Genomic DNA, 13145 nt, shown 5'->3' with positions numbered 1-13145 from the left:
CAACGGCTATCAGACTGAAACGTCAGGATTTAGCGCGTTTCCCTAACCGGCTTTTTAATTGAGAGTCCCTATGCTAGATGCCCTTTGCAGCTTCAACGATGAGGCCGTGACCTACAGCGTGTTTCGGTTCCAGAAACTCAGCGATGCCGAGATAGAGGCCTATCGTCAGTGGTTGTCTTGCCCCGCCTGCGGCGGCAAGGCCTATTACCGCAAGGCATCGAGCGACGGCAAGGCCGCCTGTTTCGGCTCGCGCTATCACAGCCTGGATTGCCGCGAATATCACCCTTCGGCCCAGCGCAGCCAGGAGGAGCAGGATGCGCTCGAGGTGCAGCAGCTGTTGCTCGACGCCGACGCCTTGCTGATCGACTTCAGTCGCATGCCCCGTCGGCCGCCCAAGGCGCTCACTGCCGATGGGCAGGCTGACGAGAAAGCCACTGAACTGCCGGCCGCTGGTGCTGGCGTTGTTGGTGTTGCAGGTGGTGTTAGTGCTAAAGACACCGCCGGGGAGGCTGCGGCCAAGGCCAATCCCCAGAGCGAGCAGGCAACACGTGAGCCCAGGGTTGCCAGCCAGGGACTGCAGACCTTGCTCCACAGCCTGCTGCGGGGCAGTGACTTGGCCGATTCGGATCTCTGGATCTATACCGACAGCGAGCGCAAGTACCGTTGGCGCGCCCGGAACCTGTTCGTCAACTTCGCCGATGCCGAGCCGGCCGACGGCCACAAGCCGCGCATGTATTGGGGCACCATTTCCCATACGGATAAAGATCTGCTCTGGCTCAATCCGGCGGATGCCAAGGACATAGGCATCCCCATAGCGCCCTTCAAGCCCGAGTTGCTCAAACGCTTCGGCATAACCGACAGGCGGGATCTGGAAGGGGCCGGCATCATACTGTTCGGCAAGTGCTTCTGGAATAAAGACAAGAGCCGCAAGATCATCCAGCTGTGGCAGAACGATGTGCAGCGCCTGTATATCTCCAAGCTGGAGGACTGACGGGCAATCAGGCGCCGAGCCGGGGCAATGGCCGCACTTCGCCGGCCTGCATTCCATCCAGGTGAATGTCTCCTATGCGCACCCGTACCAGCCTGAGGGTGGGGAAACCGACCGCCGCCGTCATCTTGCGGATCTGCCGATTCTTGCCTTCCTTGAGGGTGATGGACAGCCAGCAGGTGGGACCATGTCTCGGGTCCCTGAGCTTGCGGCCCCTGTCTGGCAAGCTGGGCGCGGCAGGCAGGCGCCGGGCCAGGCAGGGCGAGGTGTCGAAGCGCTCGCCTTTGACCGTGATGCTCACGCCGCGGGTCAGCCGAGCCAATGCCGCGTCATTGATGTCGCCGTCGACCTGAACATAATATTCCTTCTCCACCTCGGCGCTGCGGACCCTGTGGCTTGCCATGCCGCTGGTGGTCAGCAGCAACAGCCCCTCAGAGTCATGATCCAGCCGGCCTATCGCCATGATCTCGCTGGGGAAATCGAACAGTTCGCCGACCAGCTTCTTCCGCTTCCTGGGTTCCTGGACGAATTGGCTCAGGTAGCCGAAGGGCTTGTACAGCTTGAAATGCCTATGTTCAGACGGTGTTGTGGATGCAGTTGCAGTGCTGCTACTTTTGCTTGGCTGTGATGACATGACTCTTGACGACATAGGAGGCTGCTGTGGTTCAGGCTCTGCAGCTTATGGACGATAAGGAAGGCGTAGTATAACCCGGAAGCCGGAGGTTCGACATTGCCGTTGGCAGCAAACTGTCCTATGCTGCTGTCTATTCGATCGTGCCCTATTGCGACGCCTCCAACGAAGAGACGCCTTCAATGAAAACATTTGTTTTACTCACCAGTGTGATACTCGCCTGCAGCAGTTTTACCGTCGCTGCCACCGCCTCCCTGACAGGCGCATCCAAAGCCGGTGCTGTGAAGAGCAGCACAGCTGAGACGACCTCAAAGTCCCAGACCGTGCCGGAGCTGGCATCCGGTAGTGCCATGCTGGTAGATCTTGAGACCAATGAGGTCCTGTATTCGAGTCATCCGGATTTGGTGGTGCCTATCGCCTCGGTCACCAAGTTGATGACCGCCATGGTAACCCTGGATGCCAACTTGCCTCTGGATGAGAAACTGGCGATAAAGATCGACCAAACCCAGGAAGTGCAAGGGGTATTTTCCCGGATAAGGTTAGGCAGTGAACTCAGCCGCAAGGATATCCTGCTGCTGACGCTCATGTCGTCGGAAAACCGCGCGGCCGCTACCCTGGCCCATCACTACCCCGGCGGCTATGCCGCCTTCATCGCGGCGATGAACGCCAAGGCCAGGCGCCTGGGCATGAGCCACACCCACTATGTGGAGCCGACCGGCCTGTCGTTTCATAACGTCTCCAGCGCCGGCGATCTCATTCTATTGCTCAAGGCCAGTGCGCAATATCCCTTGCTCGGCCAGCTGAGTTCCACCCAGAAAAAAACCGTCACCTTTCGCAAGCCCAAATACCGCCTGGATTTTTATAACACCAACCCACTGGTTGCCAAGAAGAACTGGGACATAGCCCTGACCAAGACGGGCTTCACGGATGAGGCGGGTCACTGCTTGGTGATGCGCACCGAGATGGCCGAGCGCCAGGTGGCCCTGGTGGTGCTGGATGCGTTCGGTAAATACACCCATCTGGGGGATGCCAACCGGCTAAGGAAATGGCTGGAAACGGGTAAGATCAGTCCGGTTCCGACAGCGGCAAAAGAGTATAGACAGCAGAAGCTCAAGCAAAGGCAAACGGCGGCCGAGCAGAGTTAATGCTGGTCTTAATTCTGGCGTTGCGTTAGCTTGGTCATGGTTACTCATGCCCAGGCTGCTGAATGGGCAGACATTAATGACAGTCAGGACAAATTGGAAACGGCAAATACTGGAGAGTACTGCTACTTTTAAAGGCGCCGCGACTTTTAAGGAATGAAGATGAAGCTGCCAAAATTCAGGACAGGCATTACCGGCATCTTGCTGTGCACTGTCACGGCTTGTGTGAATATTCCCCCCGAGGCGCCGGCGCTGTCGACCGAGCTGGGCAAACGCCTCGTCGCCATCGAAGCGGCGCACCTGACCCTGTTGCAGAAATACTTCGAGCAGAAGCGCCAACAGATAGACAGCTTCATCGACAAGGAATGGGTGCCGACCTTTGCCGCCGAGTTCTTTGCCACCCCGGCGATCGCGGCCGCCTGGAATACCCTGGTGCAGGAAAATGACCCCAATCAGCGCCTGGCCTTCATAGTTAAACTCGGGCCTAAGCTGGTGGCCAGAATAAATCAGAAGCGGGCTGAGCTCATCGACCCCATAGATGCTTTGGAGCGGAGCGTCGAAGCCAAGATCCGTGCCGATTACACCCAGGCCAAGGCGCTGAACAACAGTATCGGCAGCTTTCTGCTGTCGGCGGCCGAAGTGGCGGAGAACCGTGACCGCTATCTGGCGATGGCGGGCGTTCCAGAGGCCAAAGTGGATAAGCTGATAGACAACACAGACGAGGCGATAAGCGACTTGCTGAGCAAGACCCAGAATGCCCAGCAGAAAGCCGATGCGGCGGTGCAATACCTGGAAAAACTCAAGGCAATACGTAACTCACTCTGAGTCATAACGAAGCAAGCATAAGGAGGCGACAAGATGCCAGTCAATTTGGATGATCTGGATATAGACAAGGCGATTGCGGACAGCGCGGCCAAGGCAGATGCCAAACTCGCCCCCCAAATAACCTCCCTGACGGGCATGACGGACGCGGAAGTGCAACAGTTGTTTCCCGAACCCGCAGATGTGCAGAAGCTCAATGAGCTGATGAACATAGTGAAGTCATCCGCATCAGAAAATACCAAAGTCAACCAGATAGTCGCCAATGCCGAAAGTTTCGGCGGCATAGTGCTCAAGCTGCTGAGCAAGTTTGCCTGATTGTCCGGCATGCCTTGATCTGTTCTGCGGTCAATTGGCCGATACTCTCAGGTAGCAACTTCATGGCCGCTGGCGTTGCCGCCTGAATGCGTGAGCCCCAATTCTTTCATGTGCAGGTTGCAATAATCGGCTGCGTCGCCAAATAATTTAAGGTCGTGTTTCTGTCGCGTTCCACACTGAGGGCTATGCCATGCTTTATGATCTCACCGTTGTGCAATTTAGCAAGATGCTGAAAAATTTGAGCAATATTCTCGAAGAAGGCAGGGCCTTCGCCCACCACAAGAAGGTGGATATGGAAGTATTGCTCAACGCGCGTCTGGCGCCGGATCAATTCAACCTGACGCGCCAGGTACAGATCGCCTGCGACATAGCCAAGATAGGCGTGGCTCGCCTGACCGGCAAGCTGGATTCCGTGCCCAAGCATGAAGACAATGAAACCAGCTTGGACGAGCTGCAGGCGCGCATCGCCTCTGTGCTCGACTATCTCAGCGGTTTCAGCGAGGCCGATTTTGCCAATGCCGCCGCTATCCACGTCTCCCAACCCCGCTGGGAAGGCAAGTACCTCATGGGCTACGAGTTCGCCATAGAAAATGCGATCCCCAACTTCTATTTCCACGTCACCACGGCCTACGCCATCCTGCGCCATAACGGCGTCGACCTGGGCAAGAAGGATTACCTTGGCGCCATGCCGTTTCAATCCTGAATCCAAGGTTTTGCCCTGATTAGACGCATACTGTCAGGCATCCTGGACAAGCTGCCCAGACCCGACTTTGTGCTGCCCAAAGCCGGTTGATTCAAGCACTTGATTGAATCGGTTAATTGAGCCGGTTGATCGAGCAAAGGAGTGGAGCCTGATTTTTTATCTATTCACCTTTGCAGCCTGAGTGCTGCATGGATGAAAGGGGCTTGGGCCCGGTTATTTCAGAACTGCGACAGGATAGGCAGGCAAAAATAAGTGGACCCTGGGTCCACTTATTGAATTGAGGCAATTAAATCTGCTCGAACTCGAGTGCTTATTGGAGTTCTATGGTCACCACGTTGGTGACGCCTCTGGCCAAGGTCACCATGCCGGAGGTATAAAAATCACCGCCGTCCCTGGCCTCGGCCTTCAGATAATAAACACCGCTGTTAATATTGATGGCTTTCGGGTAAAAAGACGTCACCGCATCCTCTTTCAGCCAACCGTTAGCGTCAACCGCATAGAAATAGCTTTTACTGTCCATCGCCGCGCCGCTGTCTTGATGATAAGCCACCACTCTCACCATGGTCATGCCCTTGGGATTCTTTTCCTGGGTAATAGAACGTATGGCGCCAAGTTCAGGATTCATCTTGGTATTGTCGGTAATATAGAATGGTGTCGAGCTGGTCGAGTATTGTTGGCTCGGGTGTTGGTAGCCTGGTACAGAACCACCGCCTGTGCTGCCACTTTCGGCGATCCCGGCAATATCCGAGACAGAGTCGGCTATGGTTCTTATATCTGTACTCTTACAGGCGGAAATACTTAAGACAAGGGTGCATAAGATAAGTTTTTTCATTGCGTTAATCCATTAAATTGTTGGCATCCATATCACACCCGCATCGGCTGGTTCTGCTTTATGACGAGTGTTACTTCGGGGAGTTGTTATTGTGACTCGGTCTTAAAGAAGGGTAAATTATCAACGGGAATGCTATTAGTCAATCAGATCGAAAATAAGCGTTCATGGATCCCGGCAATAATAAAATACTTAAACCATGCGTTGAGTATGAGGTCACCACCGGACGTCACAGGCAATTAACCTAACCAAGCTGCGCTCAGATAGAAGAGGCGCGCTCTGAGTTCAGGCGTTTTTGAGATCTGCATCGCTGGAATGAATATATTGCGGCCAGTGTGAGTGATAACAAAAAGCCCGGGGACGACGGCTCGTCCCCGGGCTTTCTCAGGTCTGGCCCTGACTCATGCCCGAGCCCATACCCATGCCCAAACATGGGACTGGGGTTAGCCTACCAGCAGCATCTCGCACTTGTGGCAGTCGAATACCAGCTTGAACTGCTTGCCACCCAACTCCATCTCCAGCGGATCTGCCTTGATCCCCGGGACTTCCTTGGGACACATATTGTAGCTGTAGCGAATGCAGTGCTTGGTGATCATCAGCGGCGCATCGCCCTTCACCGGCCGTACCTCGTAGGCATCGCGAATCGACACCACCCCGTGGCGGGTGTAGAAATCCTTGGCCTTCTGGTTGGCGACGTTGCCAAGATAGGTGAGGCTGCGCTGGGGGAAGCGGGCGCTGTCGTCCCGCTGCCATGGGGTAGGCCTGAGATAGCCCTGGATGCGGGCCTTATCCAGCGCCTCGACGGCCTCGCGTCGCAGGCCGTTGAGCACCGAGGCCGGCACAAACACCGCCGCCGCATCGCCGAGTGTCACCTCGCCCAGCTGATAATCCGTGTTGCCCAGCTTGCCGAGGTTTTTTGTCAGCGAATCGCGGTTGCGCTCGAGATCTTTGGCCTGCTGCTTGTCGAAGTCGGCATGGACTGTCACGCTGTGGCCATAGCGGTCGGCGGCCGTGAGCGCCAGGCCGCCATCGCGATCTGCGAGGTGAAAATCCAGTGTCAGCAAGCGCTCGGCCGACTCCTTGGCCAGCAGCGCCTCGAAGGCCTGATCTTTGTTGCGGTACAGAGTCGCGCCCAACTGCAAGTCTTTGGGTACCTGGGGGAGGTACAGGGTCTTGCCCTCGGCGCGGTTAACCCTGAAACCCGACAGCTTGTCGTCCGACAGCCGTGCCTGCTGGTAGTTGGCGGCAAAATAGCCCAGGCCATCCCCGTTATGAAACTCGACATCCGAGTCCACCACTATGTAATCCTTGCCTATCTTGCTGACCTTGCCCACGTCCAGCCCCAGATACTTGGGGGTACGGAAATCGCTGATCCCCGGCTTGCGCTCATGCACGAAGTAGTCCGTCTTGCCGCGGTTGAAGCTCTTGTCGGGATCCGGGGTGAAGTTGTAGCTGCAGCGGCCGTGGGAGGCACTCTGGAACTCGGGGCGGCGGGCCATGATGGCGTCCAGCTGCTGGCGGTAATGGGCGGTGACGTTCTTGACGTAGCTCAGATCTTTGAGACGGCCCTCTATCTTGAAGGAGCGAATGCCGGCATCGATCAGCGTCTCCAGGTTGTCTGTCTGGTTGTTGTCCTTGAGCGACAGCATGTGATCATTACTGGCTATCACCTCGCCCTGGCGTGTCTTGAGGTTGCCCGGCATACGGCATTGCTGGGAACACTCGCCGCGGTTGGCGCTGCGATCTGTATAGGCCTCACTGATATAGCATTGGCCGCTGTAGGCCACACAGAGGGCGCCGTGGACGAAGAACTCCAGCCGCATTTGGGTCTCGGCGGCGACGGCACGGATCTGCTTCAGGCTCAGCTCCCGCGCCAGTACCACCTGGGAAAAACCCACATGCTCGAGGAAGGCCACCTTGGCCGGCACTCTGTTGTCCATCTGGGTACTGGCGTGCAGCGCTATGGGCGGCAACTCCAGCTCCAGCAGCCCAAGATCCTGCACTATGATGGCATCGGCCCCGGCCTCATAGACGGTCCAGATCAGCTGCCTGGCCTCTTCCAGCTCATCATCGAGCAAGATGGTGTTGAAGGTGACAAAGACCTGGGCATGATAGCGGTGGGCGAATGCACACAGGCGGGCGATATCCTCGACGCTGTTGCCGGCGGTATGTCGGGCACCGAAGGCAGGGCCACCTATATAGACGGCATCGGCACCGTGGCGTATGGCCTCTATGCCATAGTCGGCATTCTTGGCCGGGGCCAGCAGCTCCAGCCTGTTGTCGGCCAGCTGTACCGGCGCAGTCTGCTGCCGGGGATCGGATTCGTTCGTGGCCGCCTGGCCGGGATGAAAGACTTCAACGCCTATCTGGGACATTGTGGACATGCTCTGCACTCACCTATGAAATGCCTGGGTATTTCGGGGCTGTGAGTATAGCAGAGCCAATAATTCATAAAAGACTTAACCGCCCGGGCCGGGGCAATAATGCGTCGGCGCCGAGGGGCCAGCCCATGTCTGGCCATGGCCTGGGCGGCAGTGGTGTGTGGATGAGCTTGCATAGTCCTGGGCTCGGGTTTGCCTGGGCAAAGGTTCCAGTGTTATAAATAATGCCTGGGCTCGGCAGCCTTGGCGCTTGCAGCCTTGACTCTTGCATGGGTTAATCTTACAGGATTGATTTTATAGGGAATGTAAACATGAACATGTCTCAAACCGGCGTTGGCGGAAAGGGCGGCGATATCATCAAGTCGACACTGGCATCTGTGCAGCAGGGGGTAGCAAGGGCCGACGGCAGCTTGCAGCTCACGGCAACGACACTGAACTTCAGCGCATTCAACAAGCAATTTGGCCTGGGGCCCTACAGCATAGCACTGGCTGCCATTGCCGAGGTGACAAAGTGTTGGGGCAAGGGCGGCGGCATACTCCCAGTGACCTCGGACGGCATTGAAATCACCCTCAAGGATGGCCGCAGTTACCAGTTTATCCTCGCCAACCCGGATGACTGGATAGCCTTACTGCGCCAGCCAAGTTAAGTCATATTCTATCCCCGCAGGCTGCAGCCGGTTTTTCACACATTAGCCGCTTGCCGTATGCAGTGCGCCTGGGGTAGTCTGGTTTTCGAGTAAGCATCTTTAGCCTTTGATTAACCAGGCTTAAAGCCGATGCGTAAGTTGTCTCAAGGAAGGGGGCATGGCCGTCAGTCGACGCTATGCCTTAAGAGTATTAGAGCCGTTCTCCAGCATGGAAGCGCAGCATATTCCATCTCCCTCTTCCTTCATGCAGCAGATCAATACCTTATTGCCAAAAGCGGTTAAGGTAAGGTTACTCCTTGTTTCAGTGTTAGAAATGGTGTTTCACATTGCTCTGTGGCAGCCAAAGTTATGGGCGGTAGCGTGTCTGCAGGACAAACGACTGAAGAGTTTCAGTCGTTTAGTGGACGCCGAAGGGCTTATGGCCCGCCACGCGGAACGATAGCCTGTCTGCAGTTCCATGGGGTAGCTGGAACGTATCCTACCGAATGCCCTTTGTGGTCCTCATTTATGCTGCGTGTTTTTACCTATTCCGGAAGTTTAAAGGGACAGAAATGATTAAATGGTTGGTTTATTATGGGATGCGTTGGATGGATTTTGGCGCTAAACCCGATCCCACTTTAGGTTATCAGCGCTTTAATGAATTCATTCATTATTTGCATGAAAAACAGTGGGCTATGTTTGAAGAGCAGTATGCGGCCCTATCCGTTGATGAGCGTCATTTGCTTATGTGCGCTATTCCACAGAAGCTCAAGCAACGCGAACTCTACGATGCCTGGCGCCGGAACAGTTCATCGTATCTGGCATTGCAATTCAGTGGTGGCTTTGAGCTGACACAAGCGTGGGATATCCGAGGAGCCTTAACTGTCGATTATTTGCCTGATGCTGTTGCAGAAAGATTCAACCAAGGATGTTGTGATGCTCACGCATTATTCATGCAAGCCCTGGAACTCGGTGCCGATGATGCCGAACTCTATGTCGGATTGCTGCAGACCTTTGCCGGCTTTTGTCCCGGCAGTGCTGAAATCCTGGATGTGTTTTATCGTATTGTCGATGCAGGAACCCGGCATCTGGGGGCGGCGATATGCACCTTGGTGGCCCTGAGTGATAAATGGCATGGAAGTCATGAAGAAATGTATGGTTTTGCATTTTCAATGGCAAAACAGGATCCCTATTACAATGCGCTAATTCCATGTGCACACATCGAAAAGTGGCAATCTGATGTCATGGATGATGTGCCTTTTCATGGCTATTTCTTTAAGCAAGAAATCATACATCAAGAAGTGATTACGGCAGAGAAGACAGATTTGTGCTTGCAAAGCGAAGATCGCTTTTCGAGCCTCATGGCAAGTAATGTCTATGCCTATCTGGGCTATAAGGCCAATATTCGTTTGCTTGCGACCAAGCATCTACTCAAATTCCGCCACTTATATACGGCAGAACCTTGGAGCTATGATGGTAATCCCGCCACTGTATTGAACAAAGCGAGGCGCTCATTTCGCTTGGGTGCATTGAAATCATGAACATTGGAAGCGAACGACACGGCAGCCATATGACAAGAGCACTTGTGATTTTTGGGCCAGTTGTCGAAGGCTAAAAGCCCGCTAACACCCGCCCAGCGAAATGTTGATGGAGAGTTTTAGCATCAAGACTTGTGGATGTTTCCACTCGTCAATAATAGATAAAAAGGAGTTTTCTATGCAGTGCAATTGTTGTGGACAAAAAATTAACAGCGGAATGATCCATAAAATTGATCCGACAACTGGGCAAAAGTTTAAATCATGTCCTCATTGTTCAATAGCTAATGGAAGCGAACATGTATTTCATCCGCATCCAGCGGAGTTTGGCAAAACGCCTGCACGGGTAACGGCCAGAAATCCGGATGGCGACCAAAGCTACTGCATTGGTTGTAGAGCCTTGGAAACGGGAGAGCCTTCCAATACTTATATGAGTGGAAGATCTTGTAGCACTTTAAGTTAGGAATCAGATGCACTTATTTCAGGACGATGCAGTTAACTGGCTTTCGACGCTTGCAGATGCGAGTGTCGACTTGATCATCACAGACCCACCCTATGAATCTCTCGAAAAACACAGAAAGATAGGTACGACAACTCGATTAAAAGTAAGTAAATCATCAAATAACCAATGGTTCGAGATTTTCCCTAACTCACGATTCGAGAATCTTTTTCGAGAAGTTTTTCGTGTGCTGAAGAAGAACTCTCATTTTTACCTATTTTGTGATCAAGAAACTATGTTTGTGGTCAAACCTATCGCCGAGAAAGTAGGTTTCAAATTTTGGAAGCCGATAGTCTGGGATAAAACTAGTATTGGCATGGGTTACCATTATCGTTCTAAGTATGAATTTATCCTTTTCTTTGAAAAAGGAAAAAGAAAACTGAATGACCTCGGGATCCCCGATGTCCTGCAATGCAAGCGAGTTTATAATGGATACCCAACGGAGAAACCAATCTCTCTGATAGAAATACTAATTGAGCAAAGCTCAAGTCCAGGGGAGCTGGTTGTTGATCCATTCTTTGGCTCTGGTTCAGGGTTAATAGCCGCTAAAAACCTCGGACGAAATGCTATAGGATGTGATATTTCTAGTGCTGCACATGAACACTTGAATGAACGTTTTTGTCAAGATAAAGTAGGAGCGTAGGAATTTTCCCTGATCTATCGTCATCACTACCACGGTACCTATGGCCGTTGGGGGGCGATGTGGGCATTTAAGATCAACAGGGCGGCAGATGGTGCCGTGGTAAGGTTCAGAGCGGAGCATAGTAGTCGGCATAATTTCGATTGCTCCTAAAACCAGTCGCTTACAACAGTAGCTCATTTCCTATGCCCGAAAATTTGCGTAACAGCAATATTTCCTTTAGCCATGACTCAACGTGGAAACTGATGTACCAAGCTGAAGTACAGTTCCAGCAGTAACTACTTAGTTTTTCCAAAAGTCTTTAGGCTATCCCCGCTCTGTTTCTAGCTTGAAGCATTCATTGCCCGAAAAGCGACAGAAAGCTGGGGCAAGCATAATTCAGTCCGATCAAAGCTACGCCAATTGCCGAGGAATACACCCATCCCCCTTCGAAGTTGCCAAAATACGCAGGTGAAAATGCCGAATAGCCATCATGGATGATGGCTAAGGCTCGGAGGGGCAGGGATGCCCCATCTGAGCCGTTAGGCAATTTTCACTGGAGTATGAGGCATCTACCTAATGCATGTAACTTCGTGGGGCGGCACGGGGAGATGCAAGAGGGGGATTGCTGTTGATCCCCTTCTTGCCCTGGTGTGGAATGGAATTCCACGACGTTATCGACCGCAAGGCCGAAAAGCGTGGGGGCGAAACACCCTTACTTCATCTGTGCCTTGGCGGCTTCCACCTTGGCAAAATCCAGTCCCAGTTCGGCGACTGCGTCCTTGATGAGGCCAGGGTTTTGCATCACCTGCATCATGAGTCCCTGCAGTTTTTCCGGCGCGATGCCGAGCTGCCCCAGGGTGCCCATGGCCATCAGGGGATTTTCCGTGAGGCTCTGGAACAGGGCCTTGACTTGCTGGTCGCTGATATTGTGTTCTTTCAAGAGGGCAATAATAGGATTCACATTCATTCCTTGGGTTGGTTGCTTGTGTTGGCAGCTTGCATCGGATGCATGCTCATTATTCGCAGGCTGCCGATTCTAACAAACCTGCGTCCGGGAGTAGAGCCAAAAGACCATAGGATTTCAAATCCGTGCGCAGCGGCGGCGGGAGGCAACCAATATCGGAAAAGCCTTATGCCTGTCCCTATTTTGTCGTGCCTCATCCCTCGGCAGCTGTGTTAACGAGCCGCTTCGTGATTTGCGTTATCTGATATATGATGCGCCACCCTAACTTGCCCCATGCACCCCTTACATTCCATGTCTTCCACTGCCCTCTATACGGATCTGTCCTGTTACTATGATTTAATGTGTTGCGACATAGACTACCAACAGCAAAGCAAGGGCATAGATCGCCTGGCGCAGCTGTTTGGCAACGGCGGCAACCAGCATCTGGATCTGGCCTGCGGCACCGGCCCCCATGTCAGGCATTTCATCGACCTGGGTTATCTGAGCGGCGGACTGGATATCAATCAGCCGATGCTGGACATCGCCATGCGCCGCTGCCCAGAGGCACACTTCAGCCTGCAGGACATGGCGGCTTTCTGCCTGGAGCAGAGTGTGGATCTCATCACCTGCTTCCTGTATTCCATCCATTATTCGGCCGGTATCCAAGCCCTTGAGGCCTGCATCGCCAGCGCGCACCGGGCCTTGAATGCCGGCGGACTGTTTTGTTTCAACAGTGTCGACAAGCACAAGATCAACAATAAGGCATCGGTCAGGCACAGCGCCGAGTTTGAAGACAGCCGCTTTGTGTTCGAATCCGGTTGGCATTATTGCGGTGAGGGGGAGCAGCAGGCGCTGAACCTCAGCATAGCCAAGACCCGGGATGAGGTGACTGAGCAGTGGCAAGACACTCATGCCATGGTGGCGACCAGTTTCAGTGAGCTGCAGGCCCTGCTGACGCCCTATTTCGAGGTGCAGATTTTCGAGCACGATTACCAAAGAATCGTGCCCTGGGGCGCAGAGCTTGGTGGCGATCGCTCGGGCAATGCCTTGTTTGTCTGCACCAAGATTTAGCCCAGGCTCTGATACAGGCCCCATCTCCTGCTAAGTTG

14 protein-coding genes are annotated in these 13145 nt (G+C 53.8%); 10 read left to right on the top strand and 4 right to left on the bottom strand.

Annotation, left to right across the window (positions count from 1 at the left end; all coding sequences use genetic code 11):
- The first annotated feature begins 70 nt into the window (after positions 1-70).
- Complete coding sequence (locus HC757_RS07150) at positions 71-991, top strand: hypothetical protein (protein WP_169563609.1); 921 nt, start codon at positions 71-73, stop codon at positions 989-991.
- Between the two features lie 7 nt (positions 992-998).
- On the opposite strand, the gene HC757_RS07145 is transcribed toward HC757_RS07150, so the two are convergent.
- Entirely contained in the window at positions 999-1637 is a 639-nt protein-coding gene (locus HC757_RS07145; RefSeq protein ID WP_425313950.1) for a pseudouridine synthase, read from the bottom strand.
- 164 nt (positions 1638-1801) lie between these two features.
- Between HC757_RS07145 and pbpG the strand changes: the two genes are divergently transcribed.
- The 4 genes from pbpG (at position 1802) to HC757_RS07125 (ending at position 4601) form a co-directional block, all read left to right on the top strand.
- Entirely contained in the window at positions 1802-2764 is a 963-nt protein-coding gene (pbpG, locus tag HC757_RS07140) for a D-alanyl-D-alanine endopeptidase (RefSeq protein ID WP_169563608.1), read from the top strand.
- A gap of 159 nt (positions 2765-2923) precedes the next feature.
- Entirely contained in the window at positions 2924-3586 is a 663-nt protein-coding gene (locus tag HC757_RS07135; protein ID WP_169563607.1) for a hypothetical protein, read from the top strand.
- A 33-nt stretch (positions 3587-3619) separates the two neighbouring features.
- Positions 3620-3898, top strand: a complete 279-nt coding sequence (locus HC757_RS07130; RefSeq protein ID WP_169563606.1) for a hypothetical protein — start codon at positions 3620-3622, stop codon at positions 3896-3898.
- Between the two features lie 190 nt (positions 3899-4088).
- Positions 4089-4601, top strand: coding sequence for a DUF1993 domain-containing protein (locus tag HC757_RS07125; RefSeq protein ID WP_169563605.1), 513 nt, complete (start codon positions 4089-4091; stop codon positions 4599-4601).
- Positions 4602-4911: 310 nt separating this feature from the next.
- Here the strand turns inward: HC757_RS07125 and HC757_RS07120 are convergent, their stop codons facing one another.
- Both HC757_RS07120 and HC757_RS07115 read right to left on the bottom strand, forming a co-directional pair.
- Entirely contained in the window at positions 4912-5433 is a 522-nt protein-coding gene (locus HC757_RS07120) for a hypothetical protein (RefSeq protein ID WP_169563604.1), read from the bottom strand.
- A gap of 440 nt (positions 5434-5873) precedes the next feature.
- Positions 5874-7805 carry a peptidase U32 family protein gene (locus HC757_RS07115; protein WP_169563662.1) on the bottom strand — a complete coding sequence of 644 codons (1932 nt, stop codon included), beginning with the start codon at positions 7803-7805 and terminating at the stop codon, positions 5874-5876.
- 317 nt (positions 7806-8122) lie between these two features.
- On the opposite strand from HC757_RS07115, the gene HC757_RS07110 reads away from it, so the two are divergent.
- From HC757_RS07110 to HC757_RS07095, 4 genes are all read left to right on the top strand, one after another.
- Positions 8123-8458 (top strand): hypothetical protein, encoded by a 336-nt coding sequence (locus HC757_RS07110; RefSeq protein WP_244623262.1) that lies wholly within the window; start codon positions 8123-8125, stop codon positions 8456-8458.
- Between the two features lie 157 nt (positions 8459-8615).
- A complete protein-coding gene (locus tag HC757_RS07105; RefSeq protein WP_169563603.1) occupies positions 8616-8900 on the top strand; it encodes a hypothetical protein in 285 nt (94 codons plus the stop codon).
- A gap of 109 nt (positions 8901-9009) precedes the next feature.
- Positions 9010-9978, top strand: coding sequence for a hypothetical protein (locus HC757_RS07100; RefSeq protein ID WP_169563602.1), 969 nt, complete (start codon positions 9010-9012; stop codon positions 9976-9978).
- A 464-nt stretch (positions 9979-10442) separates the two neighbouring features.
- The gene (locus HC757_RS07095; protein WP_169563601.1) at positions 10443-11114 is read left to right on the top strand and encodes a DNA-methyltransferase; all 672 of its coding nucleotides are present in this window, start codon (positions 10443-10445) and stop codon (positions 11112-11114) included.
- 691 nt (positions 11115-11805) lie between these two features.
- On the opposite strand, the gene HC757_RS07090 is transcribed toward HC757_RS07095, so the two are convergent.
- Positions 11806-12054: a DUF2999 family protein gene (locus HC757_RS07090; protein ID WP_169563600.1), complete on the bottom strand. Its 249-nt coding sequence runs from the start codon at positions 12052-12054 to the stop codon at positions 11806-11808.
- A gap of 294 nt (positions 12055-12348) precedes the next feature.
- Between HC757_RS07090 and HC757_RS07085 the strand changes: the two genes are divergently transcribed.
- The gene (locus HC757_RS07085) at positions 12349-13107 is read left to right on the top strand and encodes a class I SAM-dependent DNA methyltransferase (RefSeq protein ID WP_169563599.1); all 759 of its coding nucleotides are present in this window, start codon (positions 12349-12351) and stop codon (positions 13105-13107) included.
- Positions 13108-13145 lie beyond the last annotated feature (38 nt).

The sequence above is a fragment of the Shewanella salipaludis genome (assembly GCF_012911865.1).
Lineage (GTDB): Bacteria > Pseudomonadota > Gammaproteobacteria > Enterobacterales > Shewanellaceae > Shewanella > Shewanella salipaludis.
The sequence above is the reverse complement of the archived record's forward strand: the minus strand, read 5'-3'. Positions and strand labels throughout refer to the sequence as shown.

Coding starts and splice junctions, on each gene's coding strand:
- HC757_RS07120 (WP_169563604.1), bottom strand. CDS start 5,433: ATGAAAAAACTTATCTTATGCACCCTTGTCTTAAGTATTTCCGCCTGT.
- HC757_RS07145 (WP_425313950.1), bottom strand. CDS start 1,637: ATGTCGTCAAGAGTCATGTCATCACAGCCAAGCAAAAGTAGCAGCACT.
- HC757_RS07085 (WP_169563599.1), top strand. CDS start 12,349: ATGTCTTCCACTGCCCTCTATACGGATCTGTCCTGTTACTATGATTTA.
- HC757_RS07125 (WP_169563605.1), top strand. CDS start 4,089: ATGCTTTATGATCTCACCGTTGTGCAATTTAGCAAGATGCTGAAAAAT.
- HC757_RS07115 (WP_169563662.1), bottom strand. CDS start 7,805: ATGTCCCAGATAGGCGTTGAAGTCTTTCATCCCGGCCAGGCGGCCACG.
- HC757_RS07135 (WP_169563607.1), top strand. CDS start 2,924: ATGAAGCTGCCAAAATTCAGGACAGGCATTACCGGCATCTTGCTGTGC.
- HC757_RS07095 (WP_169563601.1), top strand. CDS start 10,443: ATGCACTTATTTCAGGACGATGCAGTTAACTGGCTTTCGACGCTTGCA.
- pbpG (WP_169563608.1), top strand. CDS start 1,802: ATGAAAACATTTGTTTTACTCACCAGTGTGATACTCGCCTGCAGCAGT.
- HC757_RS07110 (WP_244623262.1), top strand. CDS start 8,123: ATGAACATGTCTCAAACCGGCGTTGGCGGAAAGGGCGGCGATATCATC.
- HC757_RS07105 (WP_169563603.1), top strand. CDS start 8,616: ATGGCCGTCAGTCGACGCTATGCCTTAAGAGTATTAGAGCCGTTCTCC.
- HC757_RS07130 (WP_169563606.1), top strand. CDS start 3,620: ATGCCAGTCAATTTGGATGATCTGGATATAGACAAGGCGATTGCGGAC.
- HC757_RS07150 (WP_169563609.1), top strand. CDS start 71: ATGCTAGATGCCCTTTGCAGCTTCAACGATGAGGCCGTGACCTACAGC.
- HC757_RS07100 (WP_169563602.1), top strand. CDS start 9,010: ATGATTAAATGGTTGGTTTATTATGGGATGCGTTGGATGGATTTTGGC.